This window comes from Enterococcus sp. DIV0755f (assembly GCF_051713725.1).
Lineage (GTDB): Bacteria > Bacillota > Bacilli > Lactobacillales > Enterococcaceae > Enterococcus_D > Enterococcus_D casseliflavus.
This window is the reverse complement of record NZ_JBIOQL010000001.1, coordinates 2958864-2975006: the sequence shown is the minus strand read 5'-3', so window position 1 is coordinate 2975006 and position 16143 is coordinate 2958864. Positions and strand designations below refer to the sequence as shown.

11 protein-coding genes are annotated in these 16143 nt (G+C 43.9%); 7 read left to right on the top strand and 4 right to left on the bottom strand.

Annotation, left to right across the window (positions count from 1 at the left end):
• Positions 1-6: 6 nt before the first annotated feature.
• The 3 genes from IGI73_RS13655 to IGI73_RS13645 are packed head-to-tail and all read right to left on the bottom strand — an operon-like array spanning position 7 to position 3026.
• The gene (locus tag IGI73_RS13655; RefSeq protein ID WP_015510405.1) at positions 7-504 is read right to left on the bottom strand and encodes a hypothetical protein; all 498 of its coding nucleotides are present in this window, start codon (positions 502-504) and stop codon (positions 7-9) included.
• Positions 505-522: 18 nt separating this feature from the next.
• Positions 523-2394 carry a beta-N-acetylhexosaminidase gene (locus IGI73_RS13650; protein WP_438759260.1) on the bottom strand — a complete coding sequence of 624 codons (1872 nt, stop codon included), beginning with the start codon at positions 2392-2394 and terminating at the stop codon, positions 523-525.
• On the bottom strand, positions 2394-3026 hold the full coding sequence (locus IGI73_RS13645) for a DUF624 domain-containing protein (protein WP_015510403.1): 633 nt from the start codon (positions 3024-3026) through the stop codon (positions 2394-2396). Before IGI73_RS13645 ends, IGI73_RS13650 begins: the two co-directional genes overlap by 1 nt.
• Positions 3027-3326: 300 nt before the next feature.
• Here IGI73_RS13645 and IGI73_RS13640 point away from each other — a divergent pair, with 300 nt between their 5' ends.
• The 7 genes from IGI73_RS13640 to IGI73_RS13610 all read left to right on the top strand — a co-directional run bounded on the left by IGI73_RS13640 (position 3327) and on the right by IGI73_RS13610 (position 15074).
• A complete protein-coding gene (locus IGI73_RS13640; protein ID WP_428206757.1) occupies positions 3327-4685 on the top strand; it encodes an alpha-L-fucosidase in 1359 nt (452 codons plus the stop codon).
• Between the two features lie 55 nt (positions 4686-4740).
• Positions 4741-5694 carry an ABC transporter permease gene (locus IGI73_RS13635; RefSeq protein ID WP_438759259.1) on the top strand — a complete coding sequence of 318 codons (954 nt, stop codon included), beginning with the start codon at positions 4741-4743 and terminating at the stop codon, positions 5692-5694.
• A 15-nt stretch (positions 5695-5709) separates the two neighbouring features.
• On the top strand, positions 5710-6624 hold the full coding sequence (locus IGI73_RS13630; RefSeq protein ID WP_015510401.1) for a carbohydrate ABC transporter permease: 915 nt from the start codon (positions 5710-5712) through the stop codon (positions 6622-6624).
• Positions 6625-6645: 21 nt separating this feature from the next.
• Positions 6646-8298, top strand: a complete 1653-nt coding sequence (locus IGI73_RS13625; protein WP_015510400.1) for an extracellular solute-binding protein — start codon at positions 6646-6648, stop codon at positions 8296-8298.
• An 84-nt stretch (positions 8299-8382) separates the two neighbouring features.
• Positions 8383-11430, top strand: a complete 3048-nt coding sequence (locus IGI73_RS13620; protein WP_428206754.1) for an alpha-mannosidase — start codon at positions 8383-8385, stop codon at positions 11428-11430.
• An 18-nt stretch (positions 11431-11448) separates the two neighbouring features.
• Positions 11449-13692 (top strand): glycoside hydrolase family 3 N-terminal domain-containing protein, encoded by a 2244-nt coding sequence (locus IGI73_RS13615; protein WP_428206753.1) that lies wholly within the window; start codon positions 11449-11451, stop codon positions 13690-13692.
• A complete protein-coding gene (locus tag IGI73_RS13610; protein WP_428206752.1) occupies positions 13689-15074 on the top strand; it encodes a glycoside hydrolase family 1 protein in 1386 nt (461 codons plus the stop codon). Before IGI73_RS13615 ends, IGI73_RS13610 begins: the two co-directional genes overlap by 4 nt.
• Before the next feature lie 72 nt (positions 15075-15146).
• Here the strand turns inward: IGI73_RS13610 and IGI73_RS13605 are convergent, their stop codons facing one another.
• A complete protein-coding gene (locus IGI73_RS13605) occupies positions 15147-16007 on the bottom strand; it encodes a MurR/RpiR family transcriptional regulator (protein WP_005228070.1) in 861 nt (286 codons plus the stop codon).
• Between the last annotated feature and the right edge of the window lie 136 nt (positions 16008-16143).

Here is a 16143-nt window from a genome sequence, read left to right as displayed (position 1 = left end):
AATCACTTAAAGAAATTCTGTATTCGTCATGACTGTTTCTTGAATTTTCCAGCCATCTGCTTCCTTGACAAAGGTATGGTAAGCCTCTGTGATGTGGTCACGGTAAGAAGAGTCTTTTGGGCTGATCGTTTTCTGTTGAGCCGCGACCAGCATGGATCCTGTCTCTTGTTTAACAACTTCAAAAGAAAGCAGCGTGTGCTGCAGCTGTTCTTCTGCAAAAAAATCAGCTAATTCTTGGGTCGTCTCTGCTCGTGCCGCTGCCACTAGCGTTGCGGCATAGGCTGTCGCGTCTTGGTCAGAGGCTGCTTGTAAATTTTCTTTCAGCACTGCCAAACACGCCTCCGCCGCTGCTTGATTTGTAATATTGCCTGTCATCTCCAGTTTTTCTGAAGGTTGGGCATGAACTGGAGCAGAAGAACCGGTTGTTAGAAAATAGAGAAAGAATAGGCTAACAATAGCCAGCAGACTCACGATGACGGTTCGGCGCAGCAAGGATGTTTTCATAAGTTCTCACTCCTTCTTTTAAACATCAGAAATTTTCCCCGCACTATAGATTCCATGAAATAAATTGCGACCCACAGAAGTACTGCCGCTGAAAGGGGTCACCATTGGTAAGGACGGTTGAGTCAATTCTTCCAACGTATCGAGCTCCCCGTCCAAGAAGGCAGTAAGCCGCCAAAGTGTCGTGTCGCAGCGCATCAGCAAGGCGCCGTATCGCAGATCGATAATTTCAAAACCGAAAGGTCGATTCCAGTCAAACCAGACTTGACGATGGGCTTCATAAAGGGATTGCAAGGCGGATTTATAGACACTGATCGCATCTACTGCTTGGTGCAGTCCGGTGCGATCCTTGCTTTTATAGGCACTGGTGATCTGGTTGGTAATACAGGCTTTTTGTGCCAAAACATCAGCCAGCTGCTGATAAAAGGCAAACATCGTTTGTGTGTCCCGTGTTGCTTTCACAGCAGCCAACTCTTGAGCCAATGTTTGATAGTGGGATGCTAAAGAAAGATCAGTTAAATTTTCTTGATACAAGCCATACAGCAAGTCTTGGTAGAGCAACAGCTTGCTGGGGTTTTCTCCGTGAGGATTGTTTTTTTGCACACCTGCAGTTTGATCAAAGCGATCAAGCAGTAAAAAGTCGTTGGCTATTGACTGGTGAAAAAGCTGAAATTTTTTAGTTAAATTCTCTAACGAAAGGTCGTTTCCAAACTGCGCTTCACTGAAATATTGCAAACCTAGTAGCGCAGCAATCACTGGTGTTTCAGCTCCGTCGTCGCCCCAAAGTGTGGCATAGACTTCTTGGACATCGTTTTCTTTGGCGGCTTGCAAGGCGTGACGCATAGTGGCGAAACTTTTGCCGTAGTTCGGCGCCAAACCGTTCCACGTCCAGATACCTCCAGCAAAGACGATCGGCTGTTTTAATTCCCGGTGTTTCGCAAACATTCGCTGATAAGAGGCATGATCATGATGATAATAATCCCAGTAAACCATTTTGACCGCAGGAAGGTCAGCAAATAATTCTGTCGGAAAACACACGTCTGAATCGTAGTAATCACCCGTAGGCGCACCGATTCTAAAAAACATATCGCTCCACATCATCGGCTCAAAACCTATGTTTTGACAAAGCGCAGCTACCTGCTTTAGGTGTGCGGCCATAATCGTGAACCGGTCTTGTAACCCGTGTATTTCTAAATACTTTCCTTTCCCCAATTGGTGTGCTTCATCCATACCGATGTGCAGTTGATCAGTTGCAAAACACGAACGGATCGAACGGATCGCTGCTTCCAAAAAAGTATACGTTTCTTCTTCTCCCACCAGTAGAATATCTTCTGTGTCCCGAATATTTCCAGCGAACTGCCACTTTAAAGGATTCGTCAAATGTGCCAATGTTTGAATCGCTGGAATCAAAGTTACTCCTACGGCTTGGGCATAGGTATCTAGAGCCTTTAATTCTACTTGGGTATAACGACCGCGCAAATGTCCGAAATAAGGGTACTCAGGAATTTCATAAGTATCTTCCATATAGAGCATGAGGCGATTGATGCCCATCTTACTTGTTAATAAAATGAACCGTTCCAGCTTTTTGACGGTCATCACCGCATTGCGGGACAGATCGATCATTGGTCCAATTGCTTCAAAATGCGGCTGTTCTTCTAAGACATAGACTGGGCGATCTTCATGCACCCATAAAGTTAATGCCCGAAACAAATGCGCTTTTTCTTGATAGTAAATGATCGTTTCTAGTGGGCCGTGGCAAATTTTTAGGGAACCGGGTCGATGAATCAAGCGCAAGGGATGGCCATTCGGCGTTTCCCTCAATTCTAGTTCTTGCAGTGCGTGACTAAAAAATTCATCGAGGTTTTCATTACTTTGGATAAAAATGTCCTTCATCACGAGCGTCCTTCTTTCATCAGTGATTCCGAGCGCTGAATCGCTTGAAAAGAGAACCAGCTACTGGGGAATAGGAAAAAGGGAACAAAGCCGATGACTAATAAGATTGGCAAAAAAGTCAAAATGATAGTAGTCACTAAGATTCCCAAAATCATCGCAATTGTTTGGGGAACACTGATAACCATTAGTAATATTGCTTGTTTAAAATAGTGAAGAAGCGTCAAATCATAACGCAAATAGACCGGCAGAAGGTACAAGCTGATCAAAAGGGCACTGATAAATAGCAGCAGCAAAAAAAAGTGAATCAAGCTATTTTGGATAAAAGTACTAGAGATACGTAATTCCAACCATAAGAACAACAACAAACCCGCTTGCATGGCGCCTAATTGATTGGCACGACGGAAATTTTTTTTCACGATAGTTTTGAACCAAGTCTTCAAAGACGCTGGTCGTTCCTTTTTTTGGAAGCTATCGAAAAAAGCTTGGATAATCGTAGCGGTGGCAGGAAAAATACCTAAAAATATCCCGTATCGAAATACCCAATAAAACCAGAGTAACTGCAACTTCAGGCAATGAAGTAACCAATCGCCGACTTGATAGGAAACATGATAAATACCATTCGTTTGTTTCATAAGCCCCTCACTTTCTTACGGATACAAGTTTTGTTGTATCCGCTTTATTTGTTGTTCTAATCGTATCATTGATATATAGCCAGTGGGAGTAAATGGAAAAATCACACATCGAAAACAAGAAAAACACAGCAAATGTATTTGAAACGCTACATTTCTCCAAAAACGTTCATCGAAATCAAGCTTTATTCCTTGCACCTTTTATAGACGAAGTTGTTCGTTTTAACATAGCGAAAAAACTTACATATTGTTATAGGACATTTTTTTCGCTTACATTTAGAACAAAGAAAGGAGTGCAAATGAATGACAAAGATTCGCGGTGATATTGAAGAAGCCAAAGGGAACGTTCAAGAAGAACTAGTCCCAGAAACAGAAATGCTCAAGCAACGTCTGGAATGGTTTCAAGACTTGAAATTCGGAGTGATCTTCCATTATGGGCTGTATGCCGAAGCGGGGATCGTTGAGTCTTGGCAATTATCTGAAAAAGATGAATGGGCTAGAGAAAACCACCCTTATCGAGAAACCATCGAAGCACTGCGTTTGGATTATTGGCAGTTGATCAATCAGTTTGAACCGAAGAAGCTGGATACCCGCAAATGGGCAAAAATCTGTAAGGATGCAGGGTTTAAGTACTGTTTATTCACAACAAAGCATCATGATGGGTTTTCGATGTTCAATACAATGGAATCAGAGTTTAAAATCGGCGGGAAATTAAGTCCCTTTAAACGCGACATATTGCAAGAAGTGTTTACGGCATTTCGAGAAGCAGGGATCGCCACAGGAGCCTATTATTCTAAAGCTGACTGGTATTCTCCTTTTTACTGGTTGGATGATGATACCGTCAAAGGCCGTCATGCCAGTTACGATACCCATCTTCATCCAGAAATTTGGGCACGCTATGTGTCGTTTGTGCATCGCCAGATTGCGGAGATTACCTCCAATTACGGAAAAGTCGATTTTCTTTGGTTAGATGCCGGTTGGTGCGGACAAGGCAAAGAAGACCTACAAATGGATCGTTTAGCTGAGATTGCGCGTGAGAAACAGCCGGAATTGATCATCGTTGATCGGATGATGGGGGGCCGTCATGAAAATTATGTGACACCAGAACGCAAAATTCCTGCATTAGCGGAAATTCCTAAAAAAGTTTGGGAAAGCAATATCCCGATTGGAAATGATTGGGGCTATGTGCCGAATGATACTTTTAAGAGCAGCCAAGAACTGCTGGAAACCTTGATTGATGTAGTCAGTAAAGGGGGGAATTTGATTTTAGGCGTCGGACCAACACCTGATGGCGAATTTACATTCGAAGAGACCCAACGCTTAGAAGAAATCGGCCATTGGTTGGCGCTATATGGTGAAGGCATCTATGAAACGCGGGCAAGACCAACAGCTTGGAAAAATGAATGGTATTTGACCTATCAAAAAGACGGCAAGGCTCATTTTGCATTTCGCAGTATCGCTGCAGTCGCTTGCGAACAGATTCCTTTAACAGAGATCGGAGCAACTGAAGAAGACGAGCTAATTGATCTAGCCACTAAAAAACCGTTACCAGTCTATAAAAATGCGGATGAGCCGTATCTCTTATGGTCGGATATCAGTCACCCGAACGTTGGGGCAGTTGGGATTCGCATTTCGACACATAGGGAAAAAAATACACATTGATTTGAAAGCGAATACAATTCATGATAAGGCTAACACCAAGCAAGGAGGAGGAAGAATGGAAACAGCGACAATCAGACAAACCGTTTCAGTACCTAAAACAAAGAAACAAGATATAAAAATGAAGATCAAGAAAAATCGGCAATTGTACTTGTTTGTGTTGCCAGCGTTTTTGATTATTTTGATTTTCTCGTATGGACCGATGTATGGAATCATTATTGCATTCAAGGATTATATGCCTTCATTAGGGATTATGGGCAGTCCTTGGGTTGGGTTTAAACATTTTCAACGTTTCTTCGATTCCTATTATTTTTGGGAACTCATCAAAAATACTATAGGAATCAGTATCTATTCATTGGTTGTCGGTTTTCCGCTGCCGATCATCCTGGCATTGGCTTTGAATGAGATCAAAGACGGCCCGTTTAAAAAAATTACCCAAACAGTCACGTATGCTCCAAACTTTATTGCTGTGGTGGTCATGGTTGGTATGGTCATTGCTTTTTTATCTCCCTCAACAGGGATCATCAATCACCTATTAGAATTTTTGGGTTTCGAGCGGATCAGCTTTATGACCAATCCCCGCTGGTTTAAAACGATTTATGTACTGTCGGGCGTTTGGCAAGGAACGGGATGGGGGTCTGTGATTTATCTGGCAGCCCTATCTGGAGTTGATACGCAACTGCACGAAGCGGCAACGATCGATGGCGCTTCTCGTCTGCAACGCGTTTGGTATATCAATATTCCAACGATCATGCCCACGATGGTGATCTTATTGATCATGAGCTTCGGCAGCTTGATGTCAGTTGGGTTTGAAAAAATCATCTTGATGCAGAATCCTTTGAATATGCAATCCTCGAATGTGATTGCGACCTTTGTTTACCAGCAAGGGCTGTTAGATGCGCAGTACAGTTTTGCTGCGACAGTCGGCTTATTTAACTCATTGATCAATTCAGTCTTGTTGATCGTAGTCAATCATATCGCCAAACGTTTAAGCAACTCTAGTTTATTGTAGAAGGGAGGACCAAAAGTGAAAACAACGTCTTTAATAAAAGATACCCGTGCTGATAAAATCTTTTTGATCTTTGTTTATGTGTTTTTAGCAATTTCTTTGCTGATCGTTTTGTATCCACTGATTTATATCATCAGTGCTTCAATCTCAAATCCGCATCTGGTAAACTCTGGTGAAATGTGGCTTTTGCCAAAAGGGATCACCTTTGAAGGCTATCGAACACTACTAGGCAATAGCAGTATCTGGCGTGGCTATTTGAACACGATTTATTATACGGTTTTAGGGACATCGATCAATCTCTTAGTGACCTTACCTTGCGCCTACGCCTTATCACGAGAGGATTTTTATGGGCGACGCGCCTTCACTAATTTTATGCTGGTCACCATGTTCTTGTCCGGTGGCTTGATTCCCAGCTACTTGTTGATTCGCAGCTTAGGCATGCTGAATACTGTCTGGGCACTAGTGATTCCAGGAGCCGTCTCGGTTTACAATGTTGTTGTCACGCGAACATTTTTTCAATCCACGATTCCACGGGAGATGGAAGAAGCAGCAATTGTGGATGGTTGTTCTGATTTTCGGCTATTCATGCAGATCGTTTTACCACTATCAACGCCGATCATTGCGGTAATGGCTTTGTTCTATGGCGTCGGACATTGGAACAGCTTTTTTAGCGCATTGATCTATCTTTCTGATCGATCAATGTATCCGTTACAAATGATTTTAAGAGAAATATTGATTCTTCAAGATATGTCATCAAATACCGTCAATAATGTGACTTCAGAAATGGCGAATATGCTATATAGCAAACAACAACTTGCTCAAGTCATCAAGTACGGCGTCATGATCGTTTCTTCATTACCGGTAATTATCGTCTATCCGTTCTTACAAAAGTATTTTGTCAAGGGCATGATGGTTGGTTCAATTAAAGGATAAAAAACTTAAAGGAGGAAGAAAATGAGAGTAAAAAAGAAACTTTTAGGAATAGCAGGTGTTGCTTTGTGCAGTATGCTCGTCTTAGGTGCGTGCGGTAATTCTTCAGATGAAGGTACTGGGGAAAAGAAAGAAGTGGCCATCAATCATGACAGTCAGTTTCCGATCATCAAAGAAGGGGAAGAACTGACACTGAATATCATGGCACCTGGTGTAGGGTTGGCGGAATGGGAAGACATGCCGACATTACAGGATTATCAGGAAAAAACTGGCATCAAACTGACCTATACGACACCGCCATCCGCTGACTTTAGTACGAAACTGAACTTAGCCTTTGCTTCTGGAGATTTACCGGATATCGTTTACGGTGCTGGTTCGCAAGCATTGACTGCTTCGATGGAGATCGATTACGGTTCACAAGGGATCTTGCTTCCCTTAGAGGAGTATATCACGCCGGAAATCATGCCAAACCTGTATGCACTGACGCAAGAAGATCCCTCAATCTTGAAGTCGATCACAACGCCGGATGGGCACATCTACTCTCTGCCGATGATCTCACGGAATGCGACATCGATTTGGTGGCAAGGTCCGATGTGGTACAACGGCACGTGGCTCGATAATTTAGGTGTATCTGAACTGCCAAAAACCACAGACGAATTGCAAGAGCTTTTGACACGTTTTAAAAACGAAGACCCTAACGGCAATGGTCAAGCAGACGAGATCCCATTGACGGATGTTGATATGAACTCGACAAGAGTTTGGTTGATGGCTGCCTTTGGCTTACGGACCCGCGGCATCCAAGTGGATGATGATGTGGTCTCCTACACACCGACTTCAGAAAACTACAAAGCATTCTTGGAATATATGAATACATTGTACGATGAAGGCTTGCTGGATAAAGAAGTTTATGGACAGTCAGATGAACAGAAAAAAGCGAAGGGTGAAAACAATCAACTTGGGCTTTTTGCCGACTATTTCAGCTTCTTTACTACTGGTCGCAGTGAGGAAGAGGCTATGAATGATCCAATGTTCCAACCAGTGACTTCTGAATGGGCTCCAGAAGCTAAGATTCCCGGTAGTCCAAGAATTTCACGAGGGACCTTTGCTTTGACCAATGTCAATCCTTCTCCAGAAGCTTCTATGCGCTGGGTGGATTACTTCTATTCAGAAGAAGGCTCAAAATATATCGAACAAGGACCAGAAGGGTTTTTATGGGAGTACCAAGAAAATGCGGACGGTGAAAAAGTTCGTGTCTATGCAGACGGTATCGATACTAACAATACCGAAGACGAACGTGGCAAGATCACACCAGCATACGGATTGACAACGCCAAACCTTGTTATCGATACAACCGGCGAATACCATATCCGTAAAACGGCGAATGAAGAACCGGATACTCGTTTCAACGATTGGGTTGCCAAAGAAACAGCTGAGAAGATGGAAGACATCGCTGAAGTACCATTTCCGCTACTGTATTTAACGATTGAAGAAAACGATAAGGTAGCAGCAACTGCCACTGATTTGACAACTTATGTAGAACAAATGGAAGCCAAGTTTATCACAGGTGTCGAACCGTTAGATAATTGGGACGACTATGTGAAAACGATCGAAGCAATGGGCATTGACGAATACGTCGAAGTCTACCAAGCGGCTTATGACCGTTGGAAAGCAAACTAAATAAAGTGATAAGTGGAAAACGGGCCGAGACGATCAATCTCAACCCGTTTTTTTCAAAAATCTGCTAGAGGAGTCCAAAGAAAAATGAGAGTTATGCAGCCTTATGAGTTTGAACGCATTCGAAAAATTTTATACAAATTAAAACAATACCGCGTACGCCATCAGCAACCGGTAGCCCCACTTTATTTAAAACGAGAGACTTGGGTACCGTATGAGCAAGGGACTTATTTTGGAGAAAAAAATGCCTATTACCAATTGCAAGGTAGCCTTCAAGTTCCCGCTGACTGGTTGGAAAATCTTTGTGTCCTGCAAGTGTACTCAAGCCTTTCAGAGTGGGACAATACCACCAATCCCCAAATAAAAATCTATTTGGACGATACCTATGTCCAAGCCATCGATGTCAATCATCGAGAAATTACATTGACAAAACAATTTCTACAAAAAGAAGTCAATCTGAAGATCGATCTGTTCTCAGGCCGATCCGACAAACCATTCCCGCTGCAGGTCAATTTATTGGCGTTGGATCCTGCAGTTAATGATATCTGGTATGATTTTTATACGCTGTTTGATAGTTGGCGTGCCATTCGTGCGTTTGGCGGTGACGAAGCATTTTATCAACAAGTCCTTGGTCAAGTCGCCAATGTCTTGGATTTTCGTACCCCCTACTCAACGGCATTCTATGAAAGTCTCACAAAAGCAAAGCAGCTGCTTTCATCGTGTTACCTACCAGCGCATACACCAAAACAAAAGGTGACGGCTGTCGGCCATACCCACATCGATCTGGCGTGGCTTTGGACGGCGCAGCAAGCAATTGAAAAAGGCGAGCGCAGTTTCCAGACGGTCTTGAAATTGATGGAGGAGTATTCAGATTACACGTTTTTTCAAAGCCAACCACAACTGTATCTCTCCATGAAAACCCATTATCCTGAACTTTACGCTGCAATCAAAGAAAAAGTTCGAGAAGGAAGATGGGAAGTTGACGGGGCGATGTGGGTGGAAGCCGATTGCAATTTGACTTCAGGAGAATCACTGGTTCGTCAGATCCTTTATGGCAAACGGTTTATGAAAGAGGAATTTCAAGTCGATAGCCGCATCTTATGGCTACCGGATGTCTTCGGTTATTCAGCCGCCTTGCCGCAAATTTTACGCAAAACAAACACGCCATACTTTATGACGACGAAGCTGTCATGGAACCAATTTAATCAAATTCCATATGATTCCTTCTATTGGCAAGGAATTGATGGAAGTCGCGTTTTGACGCATTTTATTACAACCATCAGTGAAGGATACAGTCCAAGAGATTATTATACGACGTATAATGGATTGCTAGATCCTTATACGATCAAGGGGAGTTTTGAACGTTATCAGCAAAAAGATCAGCACGACGAAATTTTGATTGCCTATGGGTATGGTGACGGTGGCGGAGGCCCGACGAAAGAGATGTTGGAAGTTCAAAAACGGCTGCAAAAGACATTGCCAGATATGCCGACGATCACTGGCAATCATGTGAGGGGCTTTTTTGATCGACTGGCAAATTCTTTTGCTGAAAAACCAGGACCGGTCTGGTACGGCGAATTGTACTTTGAATACCATCGTGGGACCCTGACTTCCATCGGAAAAAACAAAAAGGCCAATCGTCAAGGAGAATTCTTCTTACAGACGATCGAAAAACTTTATAGTATCTGTGGGATGAATCGCTATCCACAAGCTGAATTAGAACAACTTTGGAAACAGCTGCTGTTTAATCAATTCCACGATATTCTGCCGGGAAGCTCGATCAAAGAAGTCTATGATCAGACGGATCAAGAGTATCGGCAGCTCTTTGATAAAGGCTGCGAACTGATCCACGCTTTGCTTCCAGAAACACAAGCACCCAAAGCTACTACTTGCCATGTCTTTAATCCGCTAGGGCAAGAGCGGACGGGTCTGGTCTATTTAGACGATCAGACAGGGGTCAAAGAAGCTTACTCGACTCAGCGGACCCATGATGACCGGCTCTTAGTCAAAATTCCTGCCATGGCTGGCTTGAGCTGCAAAACATTGACCCCTGTCTCAGCTGTGCCTCAATCAAAGCAAGTGGCAATGCGGCTGGAGGAATCGTTTGAAACGGCGGATTTTAAAGTGATTTTTGACGAACACTTTGACATCATCTCTTTAATTGACAAACGGCATCAACGAGAGATCGTACCAAAAGGCGAGCGGTTGAATCAGTTAGTGGCTTATGAAGATCTGCCGATGGATTATGATGCGTGGGATATTGATATTTATTACCAGAAGAAGCCTTATCCTGTGAAGCAAGTTCTCTCAGCTGAGGTCGTTGAGCAAGGTGAGATTCGTGATACCTTGAAAATCAAACGTCAGTTTGAAGATTCTTTTATTACCCAGTGGCTACATTTTTATCATGGCACCGGAAGAATCGATTTTGAAACAGCGGTTGATTGGCAGCAACATCAATTGCTGCTGAAGGCATTGCTGCCGATTGATGTCAACACATTGGAAGCGACATTTGATATTCAGTTTGGGCAGGTAAAACGACCTGTGCATCAAAACACGACATGGGACCAAGCGCGTTTTGAGAGCTGTGGTCAAAAATGGGTTGATCTCTCAGAAGGAAATTATGGGGTTAGTATTTTGACAGATTCGAAATATGGGTTCAATACGGATTATCAAAAGATCGGGCTTTCTTTGATCAAATCGCCGATCGATCCGTATCCAGAAGCGGATCAAGGCTTTCATGAGTTTACCTACTCCTTGTACGCCCACGAAGGAACTTGGCAAGACGCGCAAACGATGGAAGAAGCTTTGGCATTGAATGTTCCCATTCTAACCGTTCCAGGTGTGCCACAACTATCAGCAGAAGCTTTTCTAGCAGTCGATCAAAAGAATGTCTTGCTGGATACGGTGAAAAAAGCCGAAGATGAAGAGGCACTGATCGTGCGGTTGTATGAATATCATAATCAAACCACCGCCTGTCAATTGCGTTGCCAAAAAAGAATCAAAAAAGCGGTTTTAACGAATCTTTTGGAAGAAACCGTCGCTGAACTGCCGACCGAGCCGCTGGATGCCCAAAGCATCACAATCCATTTCCAGCCATTTGAAATCCAGACCATCATGCTTTATTTAGAAGACTAAATAGAAATGGAGAAGCATATGATTGAGACACTTTTACGGCAAATGACGTTGAAAGAAAAAATCGGCCAGCTGAATCAGCGTCTGTATGGTTGGGAAGTCTATGAAAAAACTAACGGAAAAATTATGTTGACTGAAACCTTTAAAAAAGAAGTAGCTCGTTTTGGCAGTCTTGGCTGGATCTACGGCGTGTTTCGGGCTGATCCTTGGTCAGGTAGAAATCAGCAAACTGGCCTGACGACCGCGGAGTCCTATGAGCTATCCCTTATGATTCAAACTTATTTGCAGGAGCACACTCGGTTGGGGATTCCAGCCTTTCTCAGTGAAGAGTGTCCCCACGGGCACCAAGGTTTGGAAGCCACGACATTTCCGGTCAATTTTAGTGTCGGTTCTAGTTGGAATCCCGACCTGTATCAAGCGGCCCAAACTATCACTGCTCAAGAGATTCGAGCAAAAGGGGCCCATGTCGGCTTAGTTTCCGCATTGGACATTGCTAGAGATCCGCGTTGGGGACGAACTGAAGAATGTTTCAGTGAAGATCCATTTTTAACCAGCAGCTTTACCAAAGCGGCCGTCAGAGGATTGCAAGGATCAAAAACAACGATAGAAAAACAGAACGTTTTAGCGGTGTTGAAGCATTTTGCTGCCCAAGGTGCAGGAATGGGGGGGCACAATGCAGGACCAGTGGCGATCGGTGATCGGGAATTCCGTGAAATTCATCTGCCACCAATGAAAGCGGGGATTGCTGCTGGGGCTTTGGGGTGTATGGCTGCATACAATGATCTAGATGGCGTTCCTTGCCATGCCAATACGTATTTGCTGCAAGAGGTTTTAAGAGAAGAAAGTGGCTTTGCGGGAATCGTTATGGCTGATGGGTGTGGGTTGGATCGGATTGCTGACTGGCTGGGAAGTCGCTCGCAAGCAGCCGCCAAATCCTTGACCAGCGGTGTAGATGTTAGTTTATGGGACGAAGTTTTCCCTGTATTGGAAGAAGCTGTCCTTGACGGATTGATTGCGGAAACGGTTATCGACGAGGCGGTCCGGCGTGTGCTTCTTTTGAAAGAAAAACTTGGCTTGTTTAAAGAAGCAACGCCCCACGTTTCATTGCCAGACAAAGAAAAGGCCCGACACGCTTCCTTAAAATTAGCAGAAGAATCCGTCGTCTTACTAGAAAACAATGGCATTTTGCCTTTGAAGAAAACGCGACAAAAAATTGCTGTCATTGGTCCTCACGTTAAACAGCTGTATCATCAGCTGGGGGATTATACCCCATTTATGGAGGAAGCAATGTGTATGACTCTTTGGGAAGGGTTGACCAAATTAAATACGCATCAAGTGGATTTCGCCTACGAAAAAGGCTGCGAAATCGCCAATGGAACAACGGCGCAACGACGGCGGGCTTGTCAGATCGCAGAAGACGCTGATGTCATCTTAGTGACGATTGGTGGCTCCAGTGCCCGTGATTTCACAACGGATTTTGACAAGAACGGCGCCGCCTTAAGGGGATCTCAGGAAATGACCAGCGGAGAAAACATCGACTTAGCTACCCTCGATTTGCCGCAATGCCAGTTGGATTTACTGTTTGCGTTGAAGAAGAGGAAAAAGCCGCTGATTGGGATCGTGATTTCTGGACGACCGCATTGCTTAGCTCCGTTGAAAGAAGTATTCGATGGACTGCTTTACGCTGGCTATCCCGGCCAATATGGAGGGGAAGCGATTGCTCGGATTCTTTTTGGCGAAACGGTTCCTAGTGGGAAATTAGCAGTTTCTATTCCTGATACGGTTGGACAGCTGCCAGTCTGTTATAATTATCGCAACACAGCGTTTCAAAAAGACTACCTCGATCAAAACGGCGCACCAGTATATTCTTTTGGTTATGGTCTTAGTTATGCCTCTTTTACTTGCAGCGCGGTTTCGGCTGAATATGCAGGTGAAGGCATTATCGTTAGCGGCACACTCGAAAATCATTCTGCAGTTTCTGGCAAAGAAGTCATTCAATGTTATCTAAAAGAGTACACAAAAGCATATGTGCCGAGGAAAAAAGTCCTGTGTGGCTTTCAAAAAGTATGGGTGCCTAATCAAGGGCAAGTAGCTTTTCAACTCGTGATCGATGAAGCATCAGTGCAGCAGCTGGCAATTTCTTTGAAAGATACTGCATCGTTTTGTCTGGAAGTCGAAAAAACAGGTCAGCAGTATCGATTTGTATTTCAACGATCCAACCCTGACCGTACGTGGCAGGTAACTCAGAAAGGAGCAAAAGAATGATTCACTTTCCAAAAAACTTTTTATGGGGAGCGGCCGCGTCAGCACCGCAAACCGAGGGGGCTGCGGCTGTTGACGGCAAAAGTCCCTCTACATGGGACAAATGGTTTGAGTTAGAGCCGTCACGCTTTTACGATGGTGTCGGACCAAGCGACACTTCAAATACCTACTATCAATACCGTGAAGACGTGGCAAACATGAAGGCCATGAACTTAAATTCCTATCGGACATCGATTGCATGGACCCGCTTATTACCAGACGGAAAAACATTGAATCAGACGGCAGTAAAGTTTTATCGGGCATATTTTCAGGAAATGCTGGATCAAGGCATCGAACCGATCATTAATTTGTTTCATTTTGACATGCCTTGGTGGCTGATGGAGAAAGGAGGCTGGGAAGCCAGGGAATCCGTTGACCATTTTGCATTTTATGCAAAAACTGCTTTTGAACAATTCGGCGATTTAGTGAAAAAATGGGCGACCTTTAATGAACCATTGGTGCATATTGAATGTGGGTATTACGGAGATGCTCATTGGCCGCAAGTGCGTGATTTCAAGCGGGCGATCCAAGTGGGTTATCATACTTTGCTAGCTCATGCGAAGGCGGTTGCTGAGTTTCGTAAACTCGCACTTCCTGATGGAGAAATCTGTATCATCTTGAATTTGTCACCTGTTTATCCAAAAAGCCAAGAAGCGGCTGATCGAGAAGCCGCTGAATGGGCGGACCTCTTGTATATTCGCAGTTTTTTGGACTGTGTCGTTTATGGACAATTTCCTGAAAAACTAACGAGCTTGTTCAAGGAGCATCAATTGACCCCTGAATATGAGGCAGCAGATGCGGAAATTTTTCGTGAAAATACCGTAGATTTTATCGGTTGCAATTATTATCAACCGTTGCGGATCCAAGCGCCCCTTCCGCAGAATGGAGCATCCAATCCCTTTGAGCCGCGTCAGTTGTTTCGTGGGTACGATTGGCCAGAGAAAAAAATCAATCCTCATCGTGGCTGGGAAATCTATCCAGAAGGAATCTACGATATTGCGATGCGTCTGAAGAATGACTATCAAAACATGCCATGGTTTATTTCCGAAAATGGCATGGGGGTGTCAGAGGAAGAACGGTTCATGGATGCCACGGGGCAAGTCAATGATACGTATCGGATTACCTTTGTTGAAGACCATTTGCGTCAGCTGCATCGCGCGATCGAAGATGGGTCACCTTGTTTCGGCTACCATATGTGGACCTTTATGGATTGCTGGAGCTGGTTGAACGCTTATAAAAACCGCTATGGTTTTTATCGAGTAGATTTGAAGAATAACTTCGAGCGTTATCCTAAAGCGTCCAGTTTTTGGTTGGTAGAAGTAGCTGCTAGAAATGCCATTGATTGATCAAAGTGTCCGATTAGAAGCAAAAATACCGCAGGAACATATTCCTGCGGATTTCTTTTGGGTATGAACATTTTACAAATACTTCTCACGAAAATCAGCGATGGCTTGGCGTGACGCGTAGATATTGCGTGCCAGCTTTTCATTTTTACTTAAAAAGACATAGAAAAGGACATCGACCGCTAATAGGTGGGCGATGATTGAATTGGTAGCGGCACTCCGCTGGTTGGCTTCTTTGGAACGGGACACTTGCAGGGGAACATCCGCCAACTTCGTCAACGGATTGCTACCAAAGCGGGTGAGCGACAGGATCGGAACGCCAAGATTTTTAGCGATTTCGGCTAAGTGAACCATCTCAGGCGTGTGTCCACTGTTGGAAATGACCCAGACCAGACTTTTTTTCTCGTTTTTGACAAGTTGCGGCAACAAGAGATTGTAGTCATTTTCAAACACGACGATCTTGCCTAAACGAGTCCATTTTTGCTGGATATCTTGTGCGATCAATGAGGAAGCACCGATTCCGCAGACAAAAATGCGTTCACGAGTCGCGATCAGTTCAGCGGCAGCCAACATCAGCTGTTCTTCTAATAATTGGGCCGTCTCATTCATGGTCACCTGGGCATTGTGGCTCAATTTTGAGGTGATGGCATGAAAGGGCTCGTTTAATTCAACATCGGCATAGCCTAAATGCTCATTGGCATTGTGGCGCAAGCCGGATTCGGCAGATAATTGTATTTTTAAATCTGTCAAACTAGCAAAGCCGGTTTTTTTCGCAAAACGTACAACGGTTGGTGCACTGATCCCAGTGGCTTCTGCTAATTGACTCGCAGTCATCGACGGCACTTTTTCAGGATTGGCCTCCATGAATGCGAAGAGTTTCTTCTCAGAAAGCGATAATTCATTTTTCATGCTCTCGATTCGGGAAAGAACGCTCATCCTTACACTTCCTTTAGATAGAGTAGTATCCTAAGTATAACATAAGTTTTGGAGGAGCTTTCAAAAGAAACGAAAAGAATAGGTAGATAAACTTGCTTTTTTACTTAGAATCAAGTAAAGTAATTACGTGTGAAAA

What these genes read in the sequence shown, in the direction of transcription:
- IGI73_RS13655 (WP_015510405.1), bottom strand. Translation starts at nt 504, where the DNA reads ATGAAAACATCCTTGCTGCGCCGAACCGTCATCGTGAGTCTGCTGGCT.
- IGI73_RS13650 (WP_438759260.1), bottom strand. Translation starts at nt 2,394, where the DNA reads ATGAAGGACATTTTTATCCAAAGTAATGAAAACCTCGATGAATTTTTT.
- IGI73_RS13645 (WP_015510403.1), bottom strand. Translation starts at nt 3,026, where the DNA reads ATGAAACAAACGAATGGTATTTATCATGTTTCCTATCAAGTCGGCGAT.
- IGI73_RS13640 (WP_428206757.1), top strand. Translation starts at nt 3,327, where the DNA reads ATGACAAAGATTCGCGGTGATATTGAAGAAGCCAAAGGGAACGTTCAA.
- IGI73_RS13635 (WP_438759259.1), top strand. Translation starts at nt 4,741, where the DNA reads ATGGAAACAGCGACAATCAGACAAACCGTTTCAGTACCTAAAACAAAG.
- IGI73_RS13625 (WP_015510400.1), top strand. Translation starts at nt 6,646, where the DNA reads ATGAGAGTAAAAAAGAAACTTTTAGGAATAGCAGGTGTTGCTTTGTGC.
- IGI73_RS13620 (WP_428206754.1), top strand. Translation starts at nt 8,383, where the DNA reads ATGAGAGTTATGCAGCCTTATGAGTTTGAACGCATTCGAAAAATTTTA.
- IGI73_RS13615 (WP_428206753.1), top strand. Translation starts at nt 11,449, where the DNA reads ATGATTGAGACACTTTTACGGCAAATGACGTTGAAAGAAAAAATCGGC.
- IGI73_RS13610 (WP_428206752.1), top strand. Translation starts at nt 13,689, where the DNA reads ATGATTCACTTTCCAAAAAACTTTTTATGGGGAGCGGCCGCGTCAGCA.
- IGI73_RS13605 (WP_005228070.1), bottom strand. Translation starts at nt 16,007, where the DNA reads ATGAGCGTTCTTTCCCGAATCGAGAGCATGAAAAATGAATTATCGCTT.